Source organism: Moorena sp. SIO3H5, from assembly GCF_010692395.1.
Taxonomy (GTDB): Bacteria; Cyanobacteriota; Cyanobacteriia; order Cyanobacteriales; family Coleofasciculaceae; genus Moorena.
Genome location: NZ_JAAHHS010000064.1, coordinates 1 through 19,910, shown reverse-complemented (window position 1 = coordinate 19,910; position 19,910 = coordinate 1). Strand labels below are relative to the sequence as shown.

At 40.7% G+C, this 19,910-nt stretch carries 14 protein-coding genes; 10 read left to right on the top strand and 4 right to left on the bottom strand.

Annotation, left to right across the window (positions count from 1 at the left end; all coding sequences use genetic code 11):
• Positions 1 to 313: 313 nt before the first annotated feature.
• Both F6K52_RS10040 and F6K52_RS10035 read left to right on the top strand, forming a co-directional pair.
• Entirely contained in the window at positions 314 to 1,096 is a 783-nt protein-coding gene (locus F6K52_RS10040) for an alpha/beta fold hydrolase (RefSeq protein ID WP_293076949.1), read from the top strand.
• Between the two features lie 47 nt (positions 1,097 to 1,143).
• Positions 1,144 to 1,455 carry a hypothetical protein gene (locus F6K52_RS10035; protein WP_293076947.1) on the top strand — a complete coding sequence of 104 codons (312 nt, stop codon included), beginning with the start codon at positions 1,144 to 1,146 and terminating at the stop codon, positions 1,453 to 1,455.
• A 46-nt stretch (positions 1,456 to 1,501) separates the two neighbouring features.
• On the opposite strand, the gene F6K52_RS10030 is transcribed toward F6K52_RS10035, so the two are convergent.
• The gene (locus F6K52_RS10030; protein ID WP_293076945.1) at positions 1,502 to 3,592 is read right to left on the bottom strand and encodes a caspase family protein; all 2,091 of its coding nucleotides are present in this window, start codon (positions 3,590 to 3,592) and stop codon (positions 1,502 to 1,504) included.
• A gap of 206 nt (positions 3,593 to 3,798) precedes the next feature.
• On the opposite strand from F6K52_RS10030, the gene F6K52_RS10025 reads away from it, so the two are divergent.
• A complete protein-coding gene (locus F6K52_RS10025; RefSeq protein WP_293076942.1) occupies positions 3,799 to 4,020 on the top strand; it encodes a hypothetical protein in 222 nt (73 codons plus the stop codon).
• Positions 4,021 to 4,333: 313 nt separating this feature from the next.
• Here the strand turns inward: F6K52_RS10025 and F6K52_RS10020 are convergent, their stop codons facing one another.
• The 3 genes from F6K52_RS10020 to F6K52_RS10010 form a co-directional block, all read right to left on the bottom strand.
• A complete protein-coding gene (locus F6K52_RS10020; RefSeq protein ID WP_293076940.1) occupies positions 4,334 to 9,256 on the bottom strand; it encodes a caspase family protein in 4,923 nt (1,640 codons plus the stop codon).
• A 186-nt stretch (positions 9,257 to 9,442) separates the two neighbouring features.
• Entirely contained in the window at positions 9,443 to 9,715 is a 273-nt protein-coding gene (locus F6K52_RS10015; RefSeq protein ID WP_293076938.1) for a hypothetical protein, read from the bottom strand.
• Complete coding sequence (locus F6K52_RS10010) at positions 9,702 to 9,869, bottom strand: hypothetical protein (RefSeq protein ID WP_293076936.1); 168 nt, start codon at positions 9,867 to 9,869, stop codon at positions 9,702 to 9,704. Before F6K52_RS10010 ends, F6K52_RS10015 begins: the two co-directional genes overlap by 14 nt.
• Before the next feature lie 1,152 nt (positions 9,870 to 11,021).
• Here F6K52_RS10010 and aroF point away from each other — a divergent pair.
• The 7 genes from aroF to F6K52_RS09975 form a co-directional block, all read left to right on the top strand.
• Positions 11,022 to 12,119, top strand: a complete 1,098-nt coding sequence (aroF, locus tag F6K52_RS10005; RefSeq protein ID WP_293076934.1) for a 3-deoxy-7-phosphoheptulonate synthase — start codon at positions 11,022 to 11,024, stop codon at positions 12,117 to 12,119.
• A 100-nt stretch (positions 12,120 to 12,219) separates the two neighbouring features.
• A complete protein-coding gene (locus tag F6K52_RS10000; RefSeq protein ID WP_293076932.1) occupies positions 12,220 to 12,804 on the top strand; it encodes a chorismate pyruvate-lyase family protein in 585 nt (194 codons plus the stop codon).
• A gap of 36 nt (positions 12,805 to 12,840) precedes the next feature.
• Entirely contained in the window at positions 12,841 to 14,379 is a 1,539-nt protein-coding gene (locus F6K52_RS09995) for a class I adenylate-forming enzyme family protein (RefSeq protein WP_293076930.1), read from the top strand.
• Between the two features lie 49 nt (positions 14,380 to 14,428).
• Positions 14,429 to 14,683 (top strand): acyl carrier protein, encoded by a 255-nt coding sequence (locus tag F6K52_RS09990; protein WP_293076928.1) that lies wholly within the window; start codon positions 14,429 to 14,431, stop codon positions 14,681 to 14,683.
• A gap of 84 nt (positions 14,684 to 14,767) precedes the next feature.
• Complete coding sequence (locus F6K52_RS09985; protein WP_293076926.1) at positions 14,768 to 17,368, top strand: condensation domain-containing protein; 2,601 nt, start codon at positions 14,768 to 14,770, stop codon at positions 17,366 to 17,368.
• A gap of 68 nt (positions 17,369 to 17,436) precedes the next feature.
• On the top strand, positions 17,437 to 19,164 hold the full coding sequence (locus tag F6K52_RS09980) for a tryptophan 7-halogenase (protein ID WP_293076924.1): 1,728 nt from the start codon (positions 17,437 to 17,439) through the stop codon (positions 19,162 to 19,164).
• Positions 19,165 to 19,240: 76 nt separating this feature from the next.
• Positions 19,241 to 19,910 (top strand): FAD-dependent monooxygenase (locus F6K52_RS09975; RefSeq protein ID WP_293076922.1); only part of this gene is annotated, 670 nt, incomplete at its 3' end.

Here is a 19,910-nt window from a genome sequence, read left to right as displayed (position 1 = left end):
TCCCTGTTCCCGTCTTGATGCAATAGCGAGTGGGGGAGACCACGGCAGTCGCTCATGGGGGGAACCCCCAAGACCGCGCTGCCTTCCCAAGACCGCGCTGCATCGCTTTACCTCAATGCTTGTCCACTGTTCCCTGTTCCCGTCTTGATGCAATAGCGAGTGGGGGAAACCCCCGCGTGAAGGCGCTGCATCGCTGTTCCCTGTTCCCGACTTCTGCAAGAAGTCTATTCATAGCTTACTTCTGACTTCTGACTTCTGACTTCTGACTTCTAATTTCCCATCTCCCCATCTCTCTACTTAAGGATGAACTTTCATGGTATCTACACTAACTTCTAACCCCTGGATCGTTTGCCCTAAGCCCAATCCCAAGGCTGACCTGCGCCTGTTCTGCTTCCCCTGTGCTGGTGGTACTGCATCAGCCTATAGTACATGGTCACAGCACTTGCCATCCAATGTAGAAGTTTGCTCAATCCAACTACCGGGACGGGGTAGACGACTAATGGAGCCACCCTTTACTAGGCTCTCCCGTCTTTTAGAGGCTTTTGTACCTTTGCTAAAACCCTATCTGGACAAGCCCTTTGCTTTCTTGGGTCACAGTATGGGTGCTGTACTTGCCTTTGAAGTTGCCCGCCAACTGCGCACAGACAAGGAACCTGAACCAATTCACCTGTTTGCCTGTGCTTGTTCAGCTCCCCAAATCCCGATCAAGAAGCCCTACATCCACAAATTACCTAAATCTGTGTTTGTAACAGAACTATCTCGTCGTTACAATGCTATCCCTGAATCGATTCGGAAGGATAAAGCGATGATGCAGCTGTTCTTACCCAGTCTACGAGCCGACCTTACCATGCTTGAGACCTATACTTACACCATGGATAAACCTCTGAGCTATCCGATTTCGGTCTTCGGAGGTTTCCAGGATAATGCCATTAGTATTGATAATCTAGAAGCTTGGCGTCAGCAGACAAATAGTTCATTTGTAATCCAAATGTTGAGTGGGGATCATTTCTTCCTGCACAACAACAAATTATCGTTTTTGCGGGCATTATCCCAGCAGCTTTCTTCGATCAAGTTCCGTTACTCGCTGAGTGCTTGAATTTTCGGTGTTGCTGAATAGTGGAATGATTTTAAGAGTGAGTTGGAATGGGCATCAGGCGTGAAACTGGCATCAGGCGTAGAACTGGCATCTTGCGTAGAACTGGCATCTTGCGTAGAACTGGCATCTTGCCAGTTTCATGCTTATTTTCGCGCGGGCAGGATGCCCACTCTACTTATATTGATTTGAAGATTCAGCAATATGCATCTGGTTGTGGAATAGGCATCTGGTTGTGGAATGGGCATCTTGGTGGAACTGGCATCTTGCGTAGAACTGGCATCTTGCCAGTTTCCTCCTTATTTTCGCGCGGGCAGGATGCCCACTCTACTTATATTCATTGCTTGATTCAGCAACGCTGACAAAAAAGATTCGACCAAAACTCTGGATCTAAATACTGGAGATCAATCAAGTCAGTTTTGTCCTGACTACTACCTGTTTAGTAATCCAGTCAGCAACCGGATTTCTCATTAGTTCCAAGTTTTTCGTGGGTGGTTGCTCTGACGCGATCGCACCTAGGAGTTCATCGAGGGGGTTTCCTGATGTTTTCCCGCTCATTGCCATAATCGGTTGGTCTAGGGGAGGTAATTCTAGCCAATGGAAATCCGTAGTACCCACTGTGGCAAATACTTTAATGATGTCTTGCCCTTCTTGGTATCCATTCGGTAGATTGGTGTGCAGTGGTAGCAATTCCTCGTCCCCTGGGTAAAAGGTGATAAAATTTGCTCCACCATAGGGGTAAACTTGCTCAATACTCCAATCAGGTTGTAGAGCTAGTAAAGTAACGTTAAGAGCTTGAGAAGAATCATTGCGGATACGCACAAATACCCACTCACCAACATTTACCGTTGGTGTATGGCCAGGGTCACTAATGGGCTGCGGTAATGGTTCTTCTACTGGGTCATAATCTATTTGTTTTCCTGCCAACTCTACTGTCAAAGCCAGGTTAGATCCTGAGAATTTGGATTTTTGATAGTAATTATCAAGCTGTTGGACTGCACGATATTTGGCTAAATGCACTAAGCGCTTTACCAAGGTAAGAGCAGCATCTTCATCAGTAAACCTTAGGGCTGGTCGCAAATTTTTAATTGGTGTACCACTGGGGTCGCAAATTTCGTATTCACCGTTTATGTTTAGAGTAATTTGGTAATTAGCGATTTCATGATCAGAGGCTAATTCCACCCAACCTTGACCAGTCACTATTGCGTCTGAAAGAGTTTGCCATGCTTGAGACTGACGTTGATAAATTTCTGGTGGTAATTCGTTTTCGGTCTTGGAAAAAAGACGTATTTTCTGAACTAATTTGATAAATTTAGGATTAATGAGCAGCGCCTGAGACCCTTGTTCAATCGGTTCTTTACGAAAAACTTCTGTGATTTCACACCAAGATTCGGTAGCGCCAAGTTGGGTGATTTCAGCTAAAGCTAAGGGCTGTTTTACTGATGTAAAATCTGTTGTACCATAAGGATAAATAGCGAATTGTGCCCCTTGGCGAAGACCTTGCACTTGACCTGCATTTAAGAATAGACCTTTGTTTTGCTCTACTTTCATCACATCTACAGCGTACTGGAGTGAAACACAATCGCTACCAAACACAACACGCTCCCCTTCCCCTTGCAGTTGAGGAGTTTGGGTTTGAAACTGACTATTAATTTTAGCAAGGATGCGGTCTTGCAGCACTTTGTAAGTTAGCCCAGGCTCAAGGGAGTACAGGGAGTCTAGTAACCAATAGGTAAGGACACCGTTGAATTCTTTGCCATCGAAAGCATATTCATAGGCAGACTCATTTCGGCGACAGGCGGCTAAGAGAACATAGCCTTGGGGTTGAGGAAGCCAGCCACTTCCTAGACTAACGTTGCGAGTTTCTGGTGTAGTTAGGGCTTCCCAATTTTGGATTAACTCTGCCTCAGTTGCCACTAGGCTTTCTGTGGGTCTTACGGTAGTATCAATGGTGTTTAATCCCCGGACATGGCAATCATTCCCTCGTGTCGCTTCTCCAGAATGGCAACTATCCAGGACGAGGGTAACAATTAACCCTTTTTCTACCATTCTTTCTAGAAGTTTTGCTAATTCAAGGTCCCGGAGATAGCGTGCGGTGGAATTACCAATATCGATGGGGACAAGGGCTTCATCAATACCGTTTTCTCCTTTTACTTTTGGGTAGTTAGTTTTAGCACAACCCCCATGACCAGAATAATGAATGTAGAGTTGGTCTCCCGGTTGAGCAATGTCGGTAAGTTTAGTGAATATAGTGACCATGTTTTCGTAGGTTGGCCACTTTTCTGGTGGTTCTGGTGGTTGGAATTTACCGATGTTGGAGGCAGTGAGGGTGAAAATTTTATCCTCTTGTAGTTTTAGTTTGACTTTGAGGAAATCAGCGACATGGTTGATATCCCGGACACAGCCATTAAGCCTTGGATAGTAGCTTCCGTCTGGTAGTTGGTTGGGGAGGTAGCAGTCTATTCCTATAAGTAGGGCGTATAGGTTTGAATTTGGCATTACTAGCTGATAGCTTTTAGATAATAGAGAATATAGTATTGAAAACTATATCATGAAACGAAATACTTATTTGTAGTAAAACCAAAAATTTATCGGATATGTTTTATAATGTTATTAGTTACCAGTTTTGAAGTAAGTATTAGGCTGACAGCTGTTCGGGTAGCGTGCGCGTAGCGCATATGCTTACCTGTATTAATTTATAAATTATGTCTAACAATCCTTATTACGATCTTAGTGTTGATGACCAAACTATCATCATCAAGATTGATAAGACAGCTGTTGATTATCAGCAACTTACACAACTCCTAAACTATCTTGAACTCAAGTCAATCAGCCAGCGAAGTCAACTGACAGAAGAGGTGGCGGCTGAGTTAGCTGATGAGATTGACTCTACGATTTGGTCTAAGGTTAAGTCTAAAATTTCTTAAAATTGCGGCTTTTGTTAAGCTTAATATTGGGATATTTGGGAATGCGATCGCAAATGTCTTGATCGGATTCATCAACATCGTGCTGTGAGGGTCAACATTTGCTCGTCTTGTAGTTTGATTTTTACTTTGAGGAAGTCGGCAAGGTGGTTGATATCGTGGACAGATCCATGGAAGTTTGGATAGTAGCTTCCGTCTGGTAGTTGGTTGGGGAGGTAGTGGTCTATTCGTATAAGTAGTGCGTATAGGTTTGGGAGTGGGTTGGTTTTATTAGCCATTTTGCTTTTTCAAGAAGATAAATGGGAGGATTCAAAAATTAATTTTCAGATTCGTGGGATTTTTTCCAGTCTTCACTAAAACTTTGTATCCTGCTATAAATTGATTTTCTAAATCTTTGAAAGAAAGGACTACTTTCCGCACGCTCATGCCAGTTATCTAAAGGAACAATTCCACCTTTTTTAACTTTCCAGCCAGTTAATATGTGATTTCTGTCTGCGATTGTTTCTACATCTAATAAGAGGCTGCTCAAATTCCACATTTGGACAGTACCATCTAAACCGGCACTAAACAGTCGTTTGCCATCTTTGCTGAAAGTTAAGGTTTGTGTTTGATGAGAAACTAATTCATTTATAAGAACAGGATGACGAGTTGGAAAAACCGCGATTCTCTTGCGATCGCTAACTCGCCATAGATATATATTGTCAATATCTGTTGCAGCCAACCATTCTCCATTAGGGCTGAAAGCTAGATGATTAACAGACTTATCAATTTTACCCAACTTACGAAATTTAGGATAAGACCAAATAAAAATAGAGTCATTGCTGATGGCAAATAATCCTTCAGGGCTGAATGCAAAATCTCGCACTTGATCGCCATGTTCCTTTAAAAAAAATTGGCTATTTTTTGAATCCATATTATTAATTAAATTATCGACATTTTGCATTAAAATCTGATCTGGCTGTGAAGGACGTGAAACTTTCATAACTAGATGTTTGCGATCTGGACTAAAAGTAATTTTCTCATAAGAATCTGAATCTGACTCAACATTACGTAACAGCGTATCATTTTTTACTGGGAAATCATTGAGTTCTAGTTTCCAGAGTTGAAAAGCATTGTAGGAAGTTGTTGCTAGTAAATTACTACTATTGTCAATAGCTCCCCAATCAAAAGGGTAAGGTGCCCAATTTAAAGACTCATTCAGATCATATTCGTCAATCAATTCATAACTATTTGCATCCCAAACTTTTGCACTATATCCAGATAAACTCACTAAGAACTTTCCATCTTCAGTGTAACCAACCCATTCAACACGACCTACAACGTTAATTTTTTTTATAATTTGCTGATTTTCAATATCCCAAATATAAACTTTTCCACTGGCAGTGCCAGATGCTAATTCTTGCTTATTGGGATTCGTGTCAATAGTTTCTACTGCTAACCGCTTCTGGTCATATGGATGTTTATGGGTTAGGATTGCTCGTTGGTGACTAGAAGTCAAATCCCAAAGACGAATTGAACATGGTTCGCTAGTTGTACAGCCTTCACCCGTACCAGCAATAGTACCATCAGGACTCAAGGCTAAAGCAGATACTTTATTTTGTGAAGCAGGTATTCTTTGGATGAGAGAACCATCTTGCACATTCCAAATGACTAGGGAACCATCGGGATTTGATGCTGAAATAGTTAAACCATCTTTCCCAAACGCAATTTCACTTTTCGAATCGTAAGGAGGTTCCTCGAAAGGAAGAGCTAGGGTTCGCACTAATTCGCCTTTAGTATTCCAGAGCCAGATGATCAAGTTACTATCTGTTCCTGTAGCAATTAACTCTTGGTTAGCATCGAAAGCTATATTAGAAATCTTAGGTCCAGACGACTCTTGAGTTCTTGATGGTTGCCAAGATTTAATTTTTTCATTTTTTTGTGTATCCCATAAAGTTATTTTGTCATAAGAGGCATAAATGAGGAGTGGGCGATCGCGAGCGACAACTAAATTATCTACACGCTCGGTATTAATTCTTTTCAAGAATTCTTCCGTTCCTGAATCTACATTCACGAATCTAATACTTCCGTCATCTAACCCAACAACTAAATTAGAAGAATCTGCAGTGAAATCAATGGGAATAAAATTAATATTATCTTGTAATTCATGCCAATTATTTAACTCCCAACGTTTTGTTAGTGATGGTATTTCCCATAATGAAACTGTACCGTTTAAGCAGCTAATTGCTAATAAATTGCCATCAGGACTAAATTTGACGTACTCAATATCGGAGTAAGTATCGGACGACGATTTTTGTTCAGGATCGCAAACTCGCTCAGATGAGGATACTTTTTCAGTGCCTGACACAATATCCCAGATTATAATTTTTCCATCTTCACCGCCACTAGCGATCACACTGCCATCAGGACTAAAATCAATAGAGGATACTTGTCCTTTATGTCCGTAAAGTTTTTCAAATAAACCATAAGTTTGATTTTCTAAAAGTATTTTTTGTGCCTCAAAATTTTTGTTAGTTTTAAGTGCTTCTGCTGCCATAAGCACAGCGTAATTGTGACGATAATTTTCTAATTGAGTCTGACTTTTATTAACATAAGATTCAGATAAGTTTGTTTGAGAATTCTTGATCTGATTAAAAGCAAAGATAGTTAACCCACCTATCGCCAAGATTACCCCAGTAACAGCACCAGACACAAAAGCTGTATTCCTACGACTTTGCTTAATACTACTTTCAACAAAGTCAGCCTCCGTCTCACTCAACCAACTATCACTAGAATTAAGGACTTCCTCTAATAAATTGAGACGAGGATTACTATCCCAAAGAAACCTTGATTGTTTATCAATTTTCGGGGTTTGTGAATTCCATCGCACTAGTCGAGTAATCTGAGTTTTAAGAAAGTGGAATGAATTATAAGTTAAATCAAGTCCCTTATTCCACAAATTGAGTAAAGGTTCCGCTTTATTAGAGGATTGCTCTATAGTTTTCCACTCCATCGCCGCCGGAGTTAGCCGCCTTTGTAGCAATAGATTTTCCTGTTCTTCTCGTTTCCATGCCAGTAGCTGACCCCATCCCAGTATGAAAGCATCATGAGCTGGTTCATAATAAACATTCCCTTGAGCATCTGTTCCACTAACCAGCAAACGTTTTTCTAGAAAGCAATCAATTACATTCTTTACCCGCTTATTTTCGTCTGGATCTCGATATTTCAATTCCGATGCTGGCACTGCTCTACGGGCTACTTCTCCTCCACCCACTGCTACCATTCGTAGCATCACATGGCGGATAGTTTGCTCGTAAGATTTATCCTCTGTAACTAACTGCTCATAAACTTGTGTGGTGCTTGTTTTCAGAGCACCCATCACCCCACCTAATTGATTGTAATCCTCCTGAGTCATGGCACGATTATCACTGCGCCGCTCTAAGTACTTCAAGTAAAGTTGACTGAGAGTAAACGATAGCAGTGGCAAAGCTCCAGGCATGCCCAAAACTTCATTAATCAGTTTATCTACCAATTCAGGAGGCTCAAAATACAGCACGCTCTCTAATGCTGGCTTCTCGATTACTTCCCGAAACTCATCCTGAGTCATAGTCGGAACCAAAAATCGAGCTGCCATCCATTGCTTTTGTGCCAAATAGTTTTGATAGATCTGTGAAAGTATCGGTATAAATTTGTAGAGCTTTTTAATAATCATCAAAATAATCGCAAAAAGCACTACTTCTTTACGAATACTCAAAAAGTCACTAGCTAACTGTGGCTCAAACTCAGAGCGCAGGGTAATAACAACCTGTACTTGATCGGAATAGTTACTTAAAAGTTGCTTCAAGGCATCTAATAACTGCTTCTTTTCCTCTTGGGAACATTGAGTCACCAGTTCTTCAAACTGATCGATTACCAGCAGCAACTTTTTGCTAGTATTATAGTTATCTGCCCCTAACTTCTCAATTAAAGTCTGCGGTGTTAGTGGCGAATGTTTACTAATCTGCTGCTGATTATCTGTTGCCTTGGTTTCACTGCCCAGGAACAACGTATTTACCAAAGCTTGAGGACGTTTAGGCTCTAAAATTTGCCAGTGTTCCTTTTTTTCCTTTAGTAAGCGAGGAATCAATCCCGCTTTCACCAAGCTTGATTTACCACTCCCAGATACACCAAGCACAACTGTTAAGGGTGGCTTAGTCGCATCAGAAACATGATTGACTAAATTCCTAATTACTTGCTCTCTACCAAAAAACAGTTTACTGTCTTTCTTGTCGTAGGGTTGTAAACCTCGGTAGGGATTAGTACTTTTATCGAGTGGGGGAGCTTTCTCTAACTGATCAGGCTTAAAACCGGGAATAGGAAAAACATACTGACCTTTGTGATGATGTTTCAGTGTAAACAGACCAGGGGTTTGTTTATCTGTTTTCTTGGCTAGCTCATAGTCTATATAGCTAATAAGTTCATAAGCTGTGATTACACCATCAGGTATGCTATCTGCCTTAACTTCAACCTTGCCATTAGACATTTTATTGACTTGCAGCCCCTGAAGCAGTGCCTGAGCAAAGGGAGAGTGTTTGCGGTTATTGTTATCCTCCCGCTGTCCCAAACGAGTTAGCACATCCAACGCCTGTTCATCATAAGCAGCAGAGGCAATCATCTGTTGAGCTTTGCTCTTCATGAAGCGGTCGTATTGTTCGCGATAGAGTTTCTCAGGAGGAGCTACATTTCTCGCGGACGGGAAAGCACCAGCAAAGCAACAGTCTAAAATAACTAACAGATGACCGCACTTAAGTTCTACAAGCACATCAGACAACTGCTTCATGGAGAGGAATGTGCTTTTATCAATCTTTTCCCCATCTTGGGGTATCAGGTAACCTCTTAAACCATCCTGATTTTCAAAAGCATCTTCAGTAATACCATGTCCAGCAAAGTAGAACAAAAATCGCTGATAGGACTTAACCTTAACAACTCGATGATCCCAGAGGGTCAAGATTCCTTCTTTGAGATTGTCAAGTAAGCGATTGATTCCTGCCAGAGTTGCTTCTGAATCTAATAGCAGTTTAACATCATAGTTATAGGAATTTTTAAGAACCTCCCCCAGTGCGACAGTATCATTAACAGGTGTTTTCAAAGAGGGAATTCCATTTCCATAGGCATTAATCCCCACTAGGACTGCCAAGTTTTTGGGACTCTTACCAATCATTAGGAGAGTAGCTTTATTAGTATCAATTAGCTTAAATCCTGGTGAATTTGGTGAGTGCAATTAGTCACAAAACTTAGCCAAACTTAACTAATAGTCAGGTTAATTTACATTTAGCAAAGGGAATAGGGAGTAGGGAATAGGGAGTAGGGAATAGGGAGTAGGGAGTAGGGAGTAGGGAAAAAATCCTGTGGACTTCATAGTTATAAAAAATGCAATCATGTCGATCTGCGAAACCTACTCTGTGGCCTAACTCTTGAGTTCATTAATCGCATCAGCATAAGCCATTGCTGCTGTTTCCCACTTGGGCAAATTACTACTAATTTCAGCTAATTGTTTTTCTTTCAAACCACCCATTACCTTCTCGGCTGCCTCCCTGGGCTGATCAGGATTAACGGTAATTATGGCAGAACCCCCCGCTTCCAGACCGGCTTGATTCCCTTGAGATACCACTACGAAACGACCAAATGATGCCGCTTCGGCAATCGGTAGTCCAAATCCCTCCTGGTCAGACAGAAACACTACCGCTGTTGGCTCTCGATACCATTGAGCCAGAATGCGATTGGCCGTAGGCCACGCTACGCGAACGCGCTATTTGACCATGATACTGAACCCAAGGCAAGCTCTCAATTGACTTGAGGAACGCTTCACCGCTAGCTTGGGTGGAAGTATTCATCTCTCCTAGGACTTACCAAGTTTACTTGGTGATCGGTAATTGGTAATTGGTGTACGGCAATTTTCCTGGAATCGAGTTTTGAGTAAGTCCTGTTGCCTTGATCAGACCATTGGGTAAAAATTGGTTTCAGCTCAAGTGGGGCAAGGCTTCCATGATCTTGTTCACCCAATCGTCTAGGTCAGTTTTGTAAAGTTTTGTAAAAATAATCCCTGCTCGGACATAAAACTTAGGCTGACCCCCGATAAGTTTATAGAAGCTAACAATCAAGGATTTTTCAGTATGCAGACCAAGACCTACACACTCTACATATCAAATTATGATCTTCGTCCAAACTAAGTTGATGTTAGATCAAGTCTAGTTAATCACTTCCCAAATCAGACAACCCAATCTCAACGGCTACTGCTACGGTGCGTTACTAACTACACTTACCACTTATAGGGTTTGGAGTCCAGTTTTGACTAAGTCCTGTTCCCTTGATGAAACCTAGGTATTGAAATTGGTTTCAGCTCAAGTGGGGCAAGGCTTCCATGATCTTGTTAACCCAATGGTCTAGGTCAGTTTTGATAAGTTTCGAAAAAAAAATCTTTCTTCGACATAAAACTTAGGCTGACCCCCGATAAGTTTATAGAAGCTAACAATCAAGGATTTTTCAGTATGCACACCAAGACCTACACACTCTACATATCAAATTATGATCTTCGTCCAAACTAAGTTGATGTTAGATCAAGTCTGGTTAATCACGTCTCAAATCAGACAACCCAATCTCAACGGCTACTGGTAGGGTGCGTTACTAACTCAACTGACCACTTATAGGGTTTGGATTCCAGTTTTGAGTAAGTCCTGTTACCTTGATGAGACCTAGGTATTAAAATTGGTTTCATATCAAGTGGAACAAGGCTTCGCTGAATATTTTTTACCCATATATTTAGGTCAGTTTTGTGAAGTAAAAAAAATATTTCCTCTGCATAAAACATACGATGAACAACCAAAAATTTGTTAGAAGCTAACAATTAAGGTTTGTTCAGTATGCACACCAAGACCTACACACTCTACATATCAAATTCTGATCTTCGTCAACACTAAGTTGATGTTAGATCAAATGCGGTTAATCACGTCTCAAATCATATAACCCAATCTCAACGGAAATAAAGCATGATAATTGTCCTCAAACCAGCCACTCCGACAGTCGAAATTGAACACATTAAAGACGAACTGTCCCAATACAAAGTCAGCGTCGAAAAAATCATCGGCAAACACCGAGTGGTGATTGGTTTAGTCGGTGAAACGGCTGAACTCGATCCCTTAAAAATTCAGGCTGTCAGTCCTTTTATTGAAAAAGTCTCACGAGTTGAACATCCCTTTAAACGGGCAAGTCGAGACTTCCGACATGGTGAACCCAGTGAAATTATTGTTGAAACACCGAACGGTTCTGTTGCTTTTGGCGAACACAGTCCCATCGTTCAAACTGCCGGTCCTTGTTCGGTTGAAAATGAACAGATGATTGTGGAAACCGCCCAACAAGTTAAAGCAGCAGGTGCTCATTTCCTACGTGGTGGAGCCTACAAACCTCGGACTTCTCCTTATGCTTTTCAAGGGCATGGTGAGAGTGGTTTGGAATTGCTGGCCATTGCACGTCAAGAAACAGGCTTGGGAATTATCACCGAGGTAATGGATGCAGCCGACATTGAAAAGATAGCAGCTGTTGCAGATATTATCCAAGTTGGTGCTCGTAATATGCAGAACTTTTCTCTGTTAAAAAGAGTTGGTACTCAAGAGAAACCGGTTCTGCTGAAGCGGGGAATGTCCGCAACCATTGAGGAATGGTTAATGGCGGCTGAATATATTTTAGCAGCGGGAAATTCTAATGTTATTTTGTGTGAACGGGGAATTCGCACCCATGACCGCAAATATACCCGCAATACCCTCGATTTATCCGTAATTCCTGTCTTGCGGACACTGACTCATCTTCCTATTATGATTGACCCCAGTCACGGGACTGGTAAAGCCGAATACGTCCCGGCAATGGCAATGGCCTCAATTGCAGCAGGAGCTGATGCTCTGATGATAGAAGTTCATCCCAACCCTTCCCAAGCCCTGTCTGATGGCCCTCAATCCTTGACGCCTCATCGCTATCAAGAACTGATGCAAGAAATGGCAGTTATTGGTGAAACAGTGGCTCGTTGGCCGGAAAAGTTAGCCCTCACTCCTTCATCGCCTCAAGCTACCCAAAAATTAAGTGCCATTGTTTAAATTTTGTTGTGAGTTGAAGTAAAAATTGAAAGCTAACTGAGATTGATTCAACTCACAATATCTCATCAAACAAGTCTTTTTGCCCAATTGTAGAGAAATAATGCAAATGAACGCTCAAACCCTAGTCTTAAGGCCAATTTTTTCCCAAAACTTTCCGAGAAAACGGAATTACATCGAACCTGTATTACTCAGCCCATTTCAGCGAATATTGCTGACGACAAACGGCACTGTTACAGATATGATTGAAGCCTATTCGGGGGAAGCAATCAAAATCAAAAAGCTGTTTGAAGACCAGATTACAATCACAGAAGACATCCTGCCGATGAACCTCAAAAAAGGCACAGAAGTTATCGCTCGCAAAGTGCTACTTCAAGGTAAGATGAGTGACCGCAACTATGTCTATGCCGATTCAATTTTAGTTCTCGACAGACTGAATGAAAAAATGCGAAACCAACTGTTACAGACCAAAACTCCCATTGGAAAACTCTGGGTCGAGAACAAAGTGGAAATCTTCAAAGAAAATGTCGAGCTTGGCAAAGAACATGCAGGTGATTTAGCCGATTATTTCCACATTCAACCCAAAGACAATCTCCTGTATAGAACCTACTGCGTCATCTCCAATCATCAGTACACCATGATGATTACAGAGAAGTTTCCGGAAAATAATTTTAGGCGAAAGCTCTAATAGTATCGGTTGAATAGGTTCCATAGAGATAAAGTTATGATTATTAAACGGTTGAAAGAAGCGGCTCATTCCTTTCCAAAGCATACAGCAATTGTTTATAATGAGTCCCGAATTAGCTATGAGCAACTTGACTCCAAAGTTCAAGGATTAAGTGAGGGATTAAGTTCTCTAGAAATCGGTAAAGGTGATTGTGTTGCTTTCGTTTTACCGAACTGTCCTGAATTTGTTTATAGCTTCTATGCTGTTGCTAATTTACAGGGAATTGTTCTGCCTCTTAATCATTTATTCAAAGCCGAAGAACTGAGTTATTGTATCAGTGATAGCAAGGCAAAAGCAGTAATTACTGACCTCAAGCGTGCCAAAATTTGTCAGGATATTATTGCAAATATTGACCGAGAAATTGAGTTAATTGTTGTGGATGCTGTTTATCCCGGAAGCCACTATCTCTACCATCTAATTCTGCCAGGACAATCTCAACATCAAGAGTATTCAGAAAACGCTCTTTCTTATGAGCTTCTGTATCAATATTCATCCGGGTCAACGGGAAAACCAAAACGAATTGCACGGAGCCAAGGGAGTCTTTATAATGAGGTAAAAAACTTCGCAGAAACCACCCAAATTCAGCCCTCAGATAAGATTCTTTGTGCAGTTCCGATGTATCATGCCCATGGGTTAGGAAATTGTCTCCTCGCAGCCACTTGTAATGGTGCAACCTTAGTTATTTTAGAACAGGTTTTGCAGAAGGATGGTACACCTGTTGAAGTTCCCTTTGTCTTCCGGTGTCCCCGAGTTTTTGAACTGATTGAAACAGAGAAGATTACAATCTTCCCAGCAGTGCCTTATATCTTCAAGGCTTTAGCAGAAACTCGAACAAAAACATCGGTAAACCTATCTAGTTTGAGATTATGCTTTTCAGCCGGAAACTTCTTGTCCAAAGACATTTTCGATAAGTTTTGGCAGCGATTTAGGATTCCTGTTCGACAGCTTTATGGCTGTACTGAGGCTGGCTCTGTGGCAATTAATTTAGAGGAAGACATCAACAAAATTTATCACTCTGTTGGATTTCCGCTCAATAATGTTGAACTCAAAATTGTCAATGAAAGTGGGAATGAACAACCCATGGGAATGAGTGGAGAAGTTGTGATAAAAAGTCGTTCTCTAACCCAAGGTTATATTAATCAGCCAGAACTCAATCAACAAGCCTTTAAGGAGGGATGTTTCTATACAGGTGATTTAGGTAAAAAAGATGAGTTGGGTAGAGTGTATATTACCGGTCGCAAGAAGCTGCTCATTGATACCGGAGGTCGCAAAGTTGACCCAATAGAAGTAGAGGATATTTTGATGAATCATCCTCAGGTTAAAGAAGCTGTGGTGGTCGGTGTAAAAGGGTCTTATGCTGGCGAGTTAGTTAAAGCTGTAATTGTCAAAAAAAGTCGTAAAACTTGTGACGACCAAGAGATTCTTTCATTTTGTAAGCAGCGTCTAGCAGAGTTTAAAGTTCCAAAAATCATTGAATTCCGCCCAGAGATTCCCAAAAGTCCACTTGGAAAAATTCTGAGAAAGGAATTAGTCTAAACCAATATCATCACAGTCCAAATAATTAAATTTTAAGGAGCCTAACACCATGATGACAACTAGAACAATTCAAGAACAAGTTCAAGGGTTAGTTTTGGAAGTTATACCCGATGTGACCCTAGAAGATTTGCAAGACGATGTAGATATCTTCAACTTGGGTCTAGATTCAATTAACACGATGACTCTAATTTCTAACTTGCAAGAGACTTTTGAAATTGAGTTAGATGTGAGTGAGATTAGTTTTGAGAACTTTCAAAATATCTCAACAATTGTCGAGATGATTAAAGAAAACAAAAGTTGTTAAATCTTTAAATTATATCTAGGCTGCGAGTATTTTTTACTCCAGCCGCCTACTCACCAACTCTCTGGACAGTATCTAGGCTCTGATATGTCACTCGAAACATTGAACAAAAAACAACAAAAAACTTCTCGAATTGCCAAGAATTCAACTCAATCAGTGGCTGCTAAAAAGGAGCTATGGGAAGCAATGAGAACCGTCATTAGCTTACAAAATCAAGCTCCACCCTTAGTCTCTGTTTCCAGAGAAAATCCACTTCCTCTCTCTTTTCCTCAAGAACGGTTATGGTTTTTACAACAGTTGGAACCAAGTAAAGCTGCTGCTTATAATATGCCGTTTGGGTTTCGCATTTCCGGCTCACTCAATCCATTGGCTTTAGAGCAAAGCCTGAATGAACTTATTCAACGTCACGAGGCTTTGCGAACGACTTTTAGCTTACTTGAAGGTCAACCCACTCAAGTCATTCACTCCTCTTTTTCCTTTCGTTTATCTGTAATTAATTTACAGAAATTTCCTCAAAAACAACGGGAAAATAAGGTAATGGAATTAGTGAATGTAGATATTGAGCAACCGATTGAATTGACTCAACTGCCTCTGTTTCGAGGAAAACTTTTTCAACTTAATCAACAGGATTATTTTCTGTTACTGAATGTTCACCATATTATCGTCGATGCCTGGTCAAAAGGAGTTTTATTTCAGGAGTTAGCAACACTCTACGAAGCATTTTCTCTCGGTCAATCTTCACCACTCCCAGAACTTCCAGTGCAGTATGCGGACTTTTCGGTTTGGCAACGTCAATGTATTCAAGGTGAATTTAAAGAGACTTTGCTAAACTATTGGAAGCAACAACTTGGCGATAATTTACAAGCCTTAAAGCTGCCAACTGACCATCCTTATCCGACTAATCCTACCCATTGTAGTGCCTACAATAAACAGTTACTTTCTGTTGAACTCACGACTCAACTTAAAAGCTTCAGTCGAAAACAAGGAGCAACCTTATTTGCAACGTTATTAGCTGCATTTAAGGTGCTATTATATCGCTACACTGACCAAGAGGATTTTTTTGTATGTAGTCCAATTGCGAATCGGAGTCGGAAAGAAACAAAGGGATTAATCGGTTACTTTGCGAACTTACTGATTCTACGGACACAGTTGAACGTAAACCAAACGTTTGGGGAGTTTTTGAGTCAAGTTCGTCAGGTTGTTTCCGGAGGTTACGCTTATCAAGATTTACCCATTCAAGAAATTATTAACGCTCTAAATTTACTGCAAACTCCTCTATCTAAGGTGATGTTTGCACTGCAAAATACAACAATTCATACCTTACAATTACCAGATTTAAATGTCGAAACCTTCAATCTTGATAGCGGAACAACGGATTTTGATCTCTATCTCTATCTGATTAAAGAAGGTGATACTTTTGCTGCTATCTTCAAATACAATGCTGATTTATTTGAGGAAGCAACCATTGCTCAAATGCAGGAGCATTATCGTACTATTCTGGAAAACATTTTAATCAATCCAGAGCAGTCTATCTTGGATGTACTCCCTTTGAGCGTAACTGAACAGCAACAATTAGAGGTAAAACGAGCCAATCAATCTACATTCAATCCATCCAGTAATTCGTCTAAACCTGCTTATCTTGCACCCCGTAATTCAACTGAACTCAAACTCGTTCAATTATGGAGTAAAGTATTAGGAATTGAATCCATTGGAATTCGAGATAACTTCTTTGATTTAGGTGGACAGTCCTTAATGGCGATGAGTTTGTTTACTCAAATAGAACAAACCTTCGGTAAAACCTTACCTTTGGCAACACTACTAAAATCTCCAACCATTGAACAACTAGCCGAAATTCTTGCTGAAAACGAATCTTCTCTCCCTTGGTCTTCATTAGTTCCACTTCAACCTCGTGGCTCTAAACCGCCTTTCTTCTGCATTCATGGACAACAAGGAAATGTATTGAACTTACGAGAATTAGCCAAATCTATAGGTTCGGATCAACCGTTTTATGGATTGCAAGCTAAAGGGTTAGATGGCAAACAAATGCCTGACTTTACAATCGAAGCAATGGCGGCTAATTATCTTAAAGAAATTCGCAGTGTTCAACCCCATGGCCCCTATTTTATCGGGGGAAACTCTATGGGAGGTACCATTGCTTTTGAGATGGCACAACAACTTCAACAGCAAGGAGAAAAGGTAGCATTGCTGGTGATGTTTGACACTTTCAATAAAAGTGCTTTTCCTCGCCTTGTATTCCGAAACCAACACTACTTCAAATACTTATCCCAATTGGGACTATCCAAGTCACTATTTGAGGAACTCAAAGAGGTTACTCAACGCCAACTGCAAGCTATCCTTTGCCAGCTTTATCTACGTTTAGGAAAACCTCTACCTCATCATCTCAGTCGTGCTATCGTAGCTGACGCGAATATGCAGGCAAAGTGGGCTTATTCACCACAAGTTTATTCCGGTAAAATTACCCTATTTCGGGCTAAAAAATCTGCTAACTTTAACAAGTTTTATTTACCGAATGAAGCAGATTGGGGAACTCGTGATACTGAACAGGGCTGGGGCAATTTAACAAGCGATAAATTAGAAATTCACGATGTACCGGGAGACCATTATTCAATTTTTGATCAACCAAATGTACAGGTCTTAGCTGAGACTTTAAAGGCTTGCTTAGGTTAGTCTAACTTTTTCTTGAATTAAGGTTAACTGAAATAATGTTTACTCTGAATACAGCAGGAGATTTGACAATGAATACAATGACTTATGATGTAGCAATTTGCGGTGGTGGTTTAGCGGGTTCAACTTTAGCTAGACAGTTGAAGTTAACAATGCCTGATCTTTCTATTATTGTCCTGGATCGTTTGACTCGACCTCTACCTGAAGGTGCTTTTAAAGTTGGAGAATCAACGGTTGAAGTCGGTTCCTATTATCTTGCTGAAATACTTGAGTTTGGCGATAATTATTTCAAAATGAATCATATGCCAAAGTTGGGACTCCGTTTCTTCTTAGGTGATGCTCAAGGTAAATTTGAAGAACGTCCTGAACTTGGACTATCTAAATTTCATTCCCCTTCTTCCTATCAAATTGACCGAGGTAAGTTTGAAAATGATATCCGAAACTTAAACATCGAAGCAGGAATTGAAGTTTTAGAAAATTGCAAGGTTCTTGATATTATCCTATCTGAAAATAATCAAGACTTCCATGAAATTGTTTACACTCAAGATGACACGAAGCAAAAGAATACCATTCAAGCTAAATGGGTTATTGATGCGATGGGTCGTCGTAGATTTTTGCAGAAAAAACTGGGTTTAGCTCAACGGAATAGTTCTAAACATAGTGCAGTTTGGTTCTGGGTCAATGAACGGGTGGATGTCAATGATTTTGTTCCCAAAAGTAACCAAAACTGGCATGAGCGTGTCCCTGGAAATCAACGATATTATTCAACCAATCACTTGTGTGGAAAAGGCTACTGGATTTGGATGATTCCCCTCCCCGGTAACTATACCAGTATTGGGCTTGTCACTGATGAAACGGTTCATCCTTTCGGAGAACATAACACTGAGGAAAAAGCACTTAATTGGCTCCAAACCTATGAACCTACTTTAGCTAATCATCTTCAAGGGATTTCAACTCAAAAATTTATGAAGATGCCTCACTATAGCTATTCCTCCAAGCAAGTTTTCTCAAATAATCGTTGGGCTTGTGTTGGTGAAGCTGGAGTATTTCCCGATCCCTTCTATTCTCCTGGTACTGACCTAATTGGATTTGGAAATTCTCTCGTCACTCAGATGATTGAAGCGGATTTGCAAGGTAAGTTTACTTCAGAAATAGTCGCGGAAGCCAATCGCTTTTTACTCACCTATGCCGAAGGGGTAAAAGATAATATTCATAAAGTTTACTCCTGCTTTGATCAAGATTTAGTGATGGCAATTAAGGTAATTTGGGATACCCTATCCGGCTGGGCATTTAGTGCGCCTCTGATGTTTAATTCGATTTTCCTTGACTCTGAAAAACGGGCAAAAATTCGTCAAGGTTCAGGTCGATTTTTTTTGTTAGCTCACCGGATGCAAAAGTTGTTTATAGACTGGGCAGAACTCTCACAAAATCGGGGAACCTATGGGTATATTGATTACTTAGAAATGGATTTCATCAAACAATTGCGATCGCGGAATTTACAATCCAATAAAACGGAACAACAACTCATCGATGATCATATTGCTAGTTTAGAAATGTTTGAGGAACTTGCCCAGGTTATTTTTCGCATGGCACTTGAAGATACAATGCCTGAAAAATTAGCTGATTTTCCGGAGTCTGCCTGGTTAAATGCTTGGGCAATTAGCCTCAATGAACACCGATGGGAAAAAGATGGATTATTCCGCCCCAGAACTCAACCCCGTGACTTACATCCAATGACTCAACAGCTGCGACAAAAAATTAATTTCCCTTCAGTTGTCAAGCAACTTATTACGGTTTAATGATTTACGTAAACTGAGCGGTGGGTATTTAACTCATATTGACCTCAAAAAAAATGACACATATCAGGAGTTTAGGATGAACAATTATACAAAGTTAAAAACATCGGTCTGTATTCTCGGTTCTGGCCCTGCTGGTATTGTGCTCGGAAGTATTTTGCTGAGAAACGGAATAGACTGTATTATCATTGATAAATACAATCGTGAAGAAATTTATGCCAGAGGACGAGCCGGAGTTATTGAAAGTACAACGGTTGAAATCCTCAGAAAAAATGACCTGGCGGATACCTTGCTCAAAAATGCTTATACTCACGGTTCTTGTGAGTTTCGCTATCCCGATCAAAGCCTAGTTTTTGAATATGGAAGCTTAAGTGGAGGAGATGTTCATTATGTTTATCCTCAAAGCGATCTCAACGATGATTTGATTGAAAAATATATCAAAGATGGCGGTAATTTACTCTTTCATCATGAAGGCAAAAAGATTGTTCAAAGTGATGACAAAGTCGAAGTTGAATGTTCTGATTTAGATAGTCAAAAAACTGTAATTATCCAAGCGGATTTTGTAGCTGGATGTGATGGTTATCATGGCTTAGCTCGTCAATCTGTTCCCCATGAAGCTGTAGACATTTACCGCAAACAATACAACTATCGCTGGTTAGCCATTTTAGCCTACGCTCCCCCTTCAGCCCAGCATACTCTTTATGGTAGATCGGACGCGCACCCGTCTGACCTCCCGTCACGAAGGACCC